At 38.8% G+C, this 6,795-nt stretch carries 6 protein-coding genes, 1 tRNA gene and 1 pseudogene; 3 read left to right on the forward strand and 5 right to left on the reverse strand.

The features are described from left to right. Positions 1 to 195 precede the first annotated feature (195 nt). Together PN497_RS22395 and PN497_RS22400 are read left to right on the forward strand one after the other, a co-directional pair. Positions 196 to 1,194 carry a FecCD family ABC transporter permease gene (locus PN497_RS22395; protein ID WP_096567404.1) on the forward strand — a complete coding sequence of 333 codons (999 nt, stop codon included), beginning with the start codon at positions 196 to 198 and terminating at the stop codon, positions 1,192 to 1,194. A 39-nt stretch (positions 1,195 to 1,233) separates the two neighbouring features. After that, positions 1,234 to 2,010 carry an ABC transporter ATP-binding protein gene (locus PN497_RS22400; RefSeq protein WP_096567406.1) on the forward strand — a complete coding sequence of 259 codons (777 nt, stop codon included), beginning with the start codon at positions 1,234 to 1,236 and terminating at the stop codon, positions 2,008 to 2,010. Positions 2,011 to 2,273: 263 nt separating this feature from the next. Here the strand turns inward: PN497_RS22400 and PN497_RS22405 are convergent, their stop codons facing one another. The 4 genes from PN497_RS22405 to PN497_RS22420 form a co-directional block, all read right to left on the reverse strand. Further along, entirely contained in the window at positions 2,274 to 2,930 is a 657-nt protein-coding gene (locus tag PN497_RS22405; RefSeq protein ID WP_096567408.1) for a polysaccharide deacetylase family protein, read from the reverse strand. A gap of 90 nt (positions 2,931 to 3,020) precedes the next feature. After that, entirely contained in the window at positions 3,021 to 3,590 is a 570-nt protein-coding gene (locus tag PN497_RS22410) for a thermonuclease family protein (RefSeq protein ID WP_096567410.1), read from the reverse strand. A gap of 120 nt (positions 3,591 to 3,710) precedes the next feature. Continuing rightward, positions 3,711 to 4,493 carry a TrmH family RNA methyltransferase gene (locus PN497_RS22415; RefSeq protein ID WP_096567412.1) on the reverse strand — a complete coding sequence of 261 codons (783 nt, stop codon included), beginning with the start codon at positions 4,491 to 4,493 and terminating at the stop codon, positions 3,711 to 3,713. Between the two features lie 60 nt (positions 4,494 to 4,553). Continuing rightward, positions 4,554 to 4,635 (reverse strand) — tRNA-Leu (locus tag PN497_RS22420). A 328-nt stretch (positions 4,636 to 4,963) separates the two neighbouring features. Between PN497_RS22420 and murA the strand changes: the two genes are divergently transcribed. Beyond that, entirely contained in the window at positions 4,964 to 6,310 is a 1,347-nt protein-coding gene (gene murA, locus PN497_RS22425) for a UDP-N-acetylglucosamine 1-carboxyvinyltransferase (RefSeq protein WP_199301859.1), read from the forward strand. Positions 6,311 to 6,720: 410 nt separating this feature from the next. On the opposite strand, the pseudogene PN497_RS22430 reads toward murA, so the two are convergent. Then, a pseudogene (locus tag PN497_RS22430) lies at positions 6,721 to 6,795 on the reverse strand (photosystem II protein D1); the annotation flags it as partial.

A 6,795-nucleotide genomic window follows, 5' to 3' on the forward strand; every position in this document is an offset into this window, starting at 1 on the left:
TTCGGCTACATTAATTATTTTTCTGGCAACACCCTACCTGTATTAAAATATAAATGTGATTATTTAATGTGTTCATTTTCAAGGGTTAACTATAATTTTTGATGTTCACATAAAAAACTTTTCAAACTTTTTAACCTTGATTTATTCTAAAATATAAAATAAAATATAAAAGGACTGAAGTCCTTACTACTAACCATGCAGAGTTTATTTACTAAATATCGTCTATTCTGGTCTATTATTTTTCTGGTCGGTGCTTTGGGATTGACTTTTTTTATCTCTCTTTCTCAAGGTGCTGTTAATTTTAATTTTGTTGATTTTTACCAAGCTTTATTTCGAGAAGGCGACCCTATTAAACAAACTATTCTCTGGGATTTACGACTTCCGAGAATTATTGCTGCTATGGTTGTAGGGGCGGCTTTAGGTATGTCAGGCGCACTTTTACAGGGGATGTTGCGTAATAGTTTGGCTGACCCTTTTATCTTGGGAATTTCTGCGGGCGCTGGGTTAATTGTGATTATTATGATTGTTTTGCAGGTGTTCCCTATTGCGATTCCTTTTGCTGCTTGGTTGGGGGCAATTTTAACTTCTGCTCTTGTTATTTTCCTCGGTCGTTCTCCAGGAGGAATTTCTGTAGAAAGGTTAATTTTGGGCGGTGTTGCTGTTAGTGCTTTGTTTGGTTCTGTGCAAAGTACGTTATTATTAATGGCGGAAGATGGTCAGGTGCAAATTGCTTTAAGTTGGTTGGTTGGTAGTTTAAATGGTCGTGGTTGGCCAGAAATTTCTACTGCTAGTCCTTATATTATTTTGGCTTTATTATGTGGTTGTTTGTTAGCGCGATCGCTCAATGTTTTGGCTTTGGGTGATGAGTTAACTGTGGGTTTGGGTGTTTCTTTATTTCGTTCTCGTTTATTAATTGGTGGTGTTGCCACTTTATTAGCTGCTGGTGCTGTGAGTATTGCTGGTTTAATTGGTTTTGTGGGTTTACTTGTTCCCCATGCTGTACGTTTAATGGTGGGAACTGATAACCGTTTTGTTTTGCCTTTTTCTGCTGTTGCTGGTGCTTGGTTATTGATGTTTGCAGATTTATTAGCGCGACTCGGTGCGGTGGAACTTCCTGTTGGTTCGGTTACTGCTTTGTTAGGTTCTCCTTTGTTTATTTGGTTACTTTATCGTCGTGCAGGTGGTTTAGGTTAGAATTATCAATTATCAATTATCAATTATCAATTAAAAACTATGCCTTTAGAATTAGAAAATCTCTCTGGTGGTTACACTGCTTTACCCATTGTTAAAGATGTGAATTTGTCTTTACAAACTGGTGAATGGTTGAGTTTAGTTGGTGCTAATGGTTCTGGTAAGTCTACTTTATTAAAGTTAGTTAGTCGTATTCTCTCTCCTCAAGGTGGAGTAATTTTATTGGATGGTAAAGCTATTCATTCTCAACCACCTAATTTAGTTGCTCAGAAATTAGCTCTTTTACCACAACAACAACCTGTTCCTACTGGGTTAACTGTACGTCAATTAGTTAGTTTAGGTAGAACTCCTCATCAAAAATGGTGGCAATGGGAATTAACTGGTAATGATAAACAAATTGTAGAAACTGCAATTCAAAAAACACAACTTGAAAAATTTAGCGATCGCCTAGTAGAAAATCTCTCAGGAGGTGAAAGACAACGGGCTTTTTTAGCTTTAGCTTTAGCACAAGAACCCAAGGTTTTATTATTAGATGAACCGACTACTTATTTAGATATCAATTATCAACTTCAGTTATTAGAATTACTCAAAAATCTCAATCTCCAACAACAATTAACTATCGTCACTGTTTTACATGAATTAAATTTAGCTGCTCGTTATAGTTCGAGAATTGCTTTATTAAAACAAGGTCAACTTTGGGAAGTTGGTACACCGGAAACTGTGTTAAACCCAAGTAATATTTCTGAAGTTTTTGGTGTTGAATCTTTAATTATTCAAACTCCTATTGGTTTACAGGTTTGTGCAGTTTCATCTTTATAAATTGAGAATTGACAATTGATAATTGACAATTGTTGTACTCAAGTTTTAAAACCTCTCTTTTCTAGGAGAGAAAATAAAAAATTGCCTATTTCCTCTTCTATTTCTGACTCCTGACCGGGAATTTTAGATTTTAGATTTTGGATTTTAGATTGAAATCAAAGTCTAAAATCTAAAAATAAGGTTTCAAGCCTCTTCTTTAAAGGAGAGGATAATCCAAAATCGTCACTCCAAAATCCAAAATTGATTGACTCCTGCTATAACTGTCATAATTTATCAACAGTTATAAATTCATAACCCTGTTGTAACAGTTGGGGAATCAAAATTTTGATAGTTTCTGCTACATCTTGTCCACCACAAACTCCATCATGTAATACTATTAATGATCCATTTTGGACTTGTTTTAAAACTCGGTTCACAACAATAGAAATACCAGGACGCACCCAGTCTTCTGGAACAACACTCCACATCACTGGTCTATAATTCCACTGTTGAAATAATTGTAATATTTTGGGTGTGAAAAAACCGTTAGGAGGACGCACATCTCTCACTTGTTCCGGTTGTAATTCACAAGCATTATAAATTGCAGTTTGGGTTTTTTCTAAACTCTGTTTAAGTTGAGTTTCTGACAGGGTGGGAAATGAATGATGTTCGTAACCATGTAACCCTATCCAATGTCCTCTATCTTTAACAGCTTTAGCAATATCGGGTGAACGGTTAACACAAACACCCAACCAAAAAAAACTAGCTGTAATTTTATAATGTTCTAAAACCTTCAATACTTGCGGTGTGTATTGAGGATGGGGACCATCATCAAAAGTAAGTGCTATTTTTTTAGTCTTACTATCTCCACACCAAAGACAGTGGGGAAAAGTCGGTTGAAGTATGCGGTAAACTATCGGAAATAGAGGTGCAAACTGCATAATTGATAATTGATAATTGATAATTGATAATTGATAATTGATAATTGATAATTTGTAATTAAGATTTAATTTTCTGCAATTATCATCATGTTAATTAGCCTTCCTAAACTTCCGATATTCCCAAGGATCAACAAATTTTCGATCATTCCAAACTCCTAGCTTTTGCTGTTGTGCTTGTGCTTCTGCCTGTTGGATGATATCTTTACTGGGACACTTGGTTAAATAAGGACGATAAACTTTAGCTAAACCTTCCTCTAACAAAACTTGTTGGATAAAAGTGCCATTTTTTAATCGCACTTCTGCCAATTTTCTACCATAGCGATCGCTTTCTATAATACCCAACTTCACGCGATCGCCTGACTGTTTCACCAATTCTTGTACCCGTATTTGTGCTTTTACTCCCCAATTAAATTGATTTATATCCCGAACCCGCCTACTATTTTTTTCTTTGTTGGTGTGAGGTATTTCTGGTGCATCCACACAAGCCAATCTAACTGTAAATTTTTGATTATCTGCACCTCTTAACACCAATGTATCACCATCACTTACCCTTTCCACAACTTCACCAGAGCCAGCAAATAGAATATTACATTCCATCAAACTCACAACAATGAGAACTGCACTTAAAGCAATGATAATTTTTTTAATTAATTTATTCATTTAACGATAACAACAGTGACGACACAGACAATATTGATCTAGATGCTTTAGAAGATGCAGTTGCGGATATTGAACAATATTTAGCACAAAAGGACAAAAAACCGAAAAATTAAGAATTGTTCACCTATGAGTTAATTGTCGCTGGGCTTCATATAACATTAAAGCTGCGGCGATCGCCACATTCAATGATTCTACTCCAGGACTAAGGGGAATTTTAACTTGAGTATCTGCCATTGCGGCTAAATCATCTGACAAACCAGCACCTTCATTTCCCAGTAAAATTAAACTCGGTTTTTGCCAATCTACGTCCCAATAAGTTAAACTCGCAGTTGGTAAAGTCGCAATTACTTGCATTCCCGCTTGCTGACATTGTTGAACTGTTGCTTTTAAATCTTCACTTACTGCCTTATTTAAACGAAACCACTGCCCCGCAGATGCACGTAAAACCTTGGGATTATCTAAATCAACACTATCATCACTCAACCATAAACCCGACGCACCCGCAGCTGCCGCAGTTCTAATAATAGTTCCCAAATTACCGGGATCTTGCAAAGTTTCCACAGCCAAAACTAACCCACTCCAAGGAACTTGGTTTTCCTGTTCACCCCGTTTTGCAGTCGCTACCACACCATCTGGTTGTACTGTAGTTGCGATCGCTGCTAAAACTTCTGTACTGACAATTTCTGCCCGATTACACTGATTACAAGCCACTTGCCATAATTGAGGATGTGTCTGTTCCCATTGCGGAGTACAGCAAACTACATCTAAAGGATAATCAACCGCACAAGCTTCTTCTAACAAGTGCGTCCCTTCCAATAAAAATAATTGTTGTCTATGCCTCTCTTTGGTAGAGTGCAACTTGCGGATCTGCTTAACTAGGGGATTTTGTAAACTGGTCAGCACGATTTTAAATTTTAGATTTCGGATTTTAGAATGATCTAAAACCCAATATTATGTTAATAATGCGGAACCCGGGACTTGAACCCGGAAGCCTTGCGGCACTAGAACCTGAATCTAGCGCGTCTGCCAATTCCGCCAGTTCCGCTGGCTTTTATTATCTTATCACCAATTTCCTATTATTGCGTAAATCTTGAAAATTGTCAATATAATTCTTTATAGGGAACAGGGGACTGGGGACTGGGGAAGAAGCAGGGGGGCAGGGGACAGGGTGCAGGGGAGAAAAGAGTTATTTAGTTTTGACTTTTGACTTGATCTTGCCCAATGCCCAATGCCCAATGCCCAATGCCCAAAGAAAGAAAATGTAGACAAATCTACTCTTTACTGTAGAATCGAAACCAACTTCAAACCTTTATTGTTACTTATTTTTTGGAGGTAGGCTTATTAATTCTTCTAGCAGCTTACCAGAGGGCAAGTTGTCACCTGAAGCAGACTCCTCAGTCTTGCAAATTTGGGGTGGACATTCTTTGCAAGGTCATGTAAGAATCAGCGGGGCAAAAAATTCAGCATTGGTAATCATGGCTGGAGCTTTGCTTTGTTCAGGAGATTGTCGGATTCGCAATGTCCCCTTATTGGCGGATGTAGAACGCATGGGGCAAGTTTTATCCGCTTTAGGTTTGTCCTTAACCAGACAAGGGGATATGTTAGATATCAATGCCATAGATATCAGCACATCTAAAGCACCCTATGAATTAGTTACCCAACTGCGAGCCAGTTTTTTTGCCATTGGTCCAATTTTGGCGCGATTGGGTGTAGCACAAATGCCATTACCGGGGGGTTGTGCTATTGGTGCGAGACCAGTTGATTTGCACGTCCGAGGACTGCAAGCAATGGGGGCAGAGGTGCAAATTGAGCATGGTATTTGTAATGCCTACGTTCCTGGTAGCAATAAAAGATTGCAAGGAGCGAAAATTTACTTAGATACTCCCAGCGTTGGTGCAACCGAAACCTTAATGATGGCAGCTACCTTAGCTGATGGGGAAACCATTATTGAAAATGCAGCCAGAGAGCCAGAAGTAGTTGATTTAGCCAACTTCTGTAATTCAATGGGAGCAAAAATTCAAGGTGCCGGTACAAGTACCATTACCATTGTTGGTGTCGAAAAATTACATTCTACCGACTATACAATTATTCCTGATCGCATTGAAACAGGAACTTTTTTAGTCGCTGGCGCAATCACCCGTTCAGAACTGTTACTGTCTCCCGTAGCACCGGATCATCTAATTCCCGTCATTGCCAAATTGCGAGATATTGGTGTACCGATCATTGAAGAAGGTTCAGACTGTTTGCGAGTTTTACCCGCCGAAAAACTCAGAGCTACAGATATTGATACTTTACCCCATCCGGGATTTCCCACAGATATGCAAGCACCGTTTATGGCCTTGCTAACTTTGGCCGAAGGTGACAGTATCATTAACGAATCTGTGTTTGAAAATCGGCTGCGCCATGCTTCTGAGTTGAACCGCTTGGGGGCAGATATTCGCGTTAAAGGTAATACTGCCTTTGTTCGCGGAGTGCCAATGTTATCCGGCGCACCAGTAATAGGTACAGACTTACGAGCATCCGCAGCTTTAGTCATTGCTGGACTAGCAGCAGAAGGAAAAACCACTATTCAAGGACTAAAACACCTAGATCGTGGTTATGACAGATTAGATATGAAGTTACAGCAACTGGGAGCGAAAATTATTCGAGTAAATGAAGCATCGGCAGATGCTGAATTACATTCAAATCATCAAATCTCGTCAGCTTCTGCATCTATCTAGGGTCTAGAGCGTCGATTCAGTAATGCTAGGTAATTTGTTTTTACCTTGTAGGGGCGAAGCATTCGAGTGATAACCTATTGCTGAAACCAGTTCATATTCCGTCCGAATGCTTCGCCCTTACGATTAATGAATCGGTGTTATAGGAGTCAGGAGTCAGGAGTCAGGAGTCAGGGAGAGAATATTAGACAATATTAGAGAATATTAACTTTTGGCTTTTGGCTTTTGCGATTCATATCATGTCCGGTGGAACACTTACGATCTCTGTCAACAATAGGTGATTTTTGGACTAACCGATACAAAAAGCTGATTGCTGTTAACTGATAGCTGAATGCTTACCCCAAAACAAAAATACCCCCCATTTCTGGAGGGTATTTTCTTATTTAACTAAGCTTATTAAACCCAGTTTCAGATTAACCGTTGATTGCAGGAGCAGTCAAAGCAACAGGAGCAACTTCACCAGCAGCTAAGTCTAAGGGGAAGTTGTG

It is taken from the genome of Sphaerospermopsis kisseleviana CS-549 (assembly GCF_028329225.1).
Lineage (GTDB): Bacteria > Cyanobacteriota > Cyanobacteriia > Cyanobacteriales > Nostocaceae > Sphaerospermopsis > Sphaerospermopsis kisseleviana.

Bases quoted from the DNA above. Each gene is read 5' to 3' on its own strand.
- PN497_RS22395 (WP_096567404.1), top strand. From the start codon at position 196: ATGCAGAGTTTATTTACTAAATATCGTCTATTCTGGTCTATTATTTTT.
- PN497_RS22400 (WP_096567406.1), top strand. From the start codon at position 1,234: ATGCCTTTAGAATTAGAAAATCTCTCTGGTGGTTACACTGCTTTACCC.
- PN497_RS22405 (WP_096567408.1), bottom strand. From the start codon at position 2,930: ATGCAGTTTGCACCTCTATTTCCGATAGTTTACCGCATACTTCAACCG.
- PN497_RS22410 (WP_096567410.1), bottom strand. From the start codon at position 3,590: ATGAATAAATTAATTAAAAAAATTATCATTGCTTTAAGTGCAGTTCTC.